Below are 1,086 nucleotides of genomic sequence, written 5' to 3'. Positions count from 1 at the left end.
AGCCTCGTTGATCTAGTGTTTGTTAAGCCGCTTGACGGCGAACTTTTGCAAGAGCTCGCGCGCAAGCATAAGATTTGGTACGTTTTTTCCGATACCGCAAAAAGAGGCGGCGTAGGCGAGATTTTGGCCGCGTTTTTGCAGGAGCGGTGCATTTTTGACGTGCGCATAGTTAGCTTTGAGTTTGACGACGCCTTTATTCCGCACGGCGCTACGGCTGATGTCGAGAAAGCTCTTGGTATCGATGCGGCAAGCATTTGCGAGAAAATTTTAGCCGAAACGGCGGATTAAATTTGAGCTGAAGCGTTCTTGTGTGTTTTGGCGAGCGTATTTGGGCGGAAAAGGCGAAAAACTTGAGCGAAACAAGCCTTTTTATTCTGGGGCTTGCCGCGCTTACTTTGATTTACCGAGTTCTGTATGACGCGGGTAAATTTGCGCGCGCTAGGTATACTTTGCTTGTTTTTATCTTCGCTTATCTTTTTTGCGGGTTGGCTTGCGAGCGAATTTTAGGTTAAATTTGAGTCGCGATAGGCTTTTGTGCTAAGGTTTGTTTTGCTCTCTGTGCCCTAGGATAAAATCGCTAAAAAACATTACAGACTTTCGTTTTTTGCCGTTTATAATGCTTAAATTTGGCGCCGGTGCTTGATTTGACGCGGATTTTATCAAAAAGGTAAAATTTAAGTAGATTTTTGCTCGTAAATTTAGCCGTGCGGCAAGGCGCAAAAGCTTGTTTAAATTTAAAATCGCAATTAGCGAAAACTATTTTTACGCCTTTGCTTGAAAAACGTAGCCGTATCTAAAACGTTGTGATATCGCCGCAACCGACAAAAAATAAATTTTACGGTAGCGATGATAAGCGGCGTTCGGTTGCAACGATCAATAGTAAAATTTACGCCGCATTAAAAGTCGGCTTTTATTTAAATTCGGCGAGAAAACCGTCAAATTTAAATCGCCTTCAAATTTAAGTCTAAACGTCTAAAATTTACCTTGAGTATAGCGCTTAAACTCGTAAAAAGTATAAATTTGACTACAAATGACACAAATTTTAGTAAATAATAATTTATATTACCAACTATAAAGAAGTTTTAA

At 40.5% G+C, this 1,086-nt stretch carries 1 protein-coding gene; it reads left to right on the top strand.

The genetic code is table 11. From position 1 onward, the window contains the following. Positions 1-288, top strand: a 288-nt coding sequence (locus Q0314_RS09670) for a transketolase C-terminal domain-containing protein (RefSeq protein WP_298058571.1), incomplete at its 5' end; no start/stop codon positions are given. Positions 289-1,086 lie beyond the last annotated feature (798 nt).

It is taken from the genome of uncultured Campylobacter sp. (assembly GCF_938040115.1).
In the GTDB taxonomy this organism is placed as follows: Bacteria; Campylobacterota; Campylobacteria; order Campylobacterales; family Campylobacteraceae; genus Campylobacter_A.
This window is presented reverse-complemented; position numbering and strand designations above follow the sequence as displayed.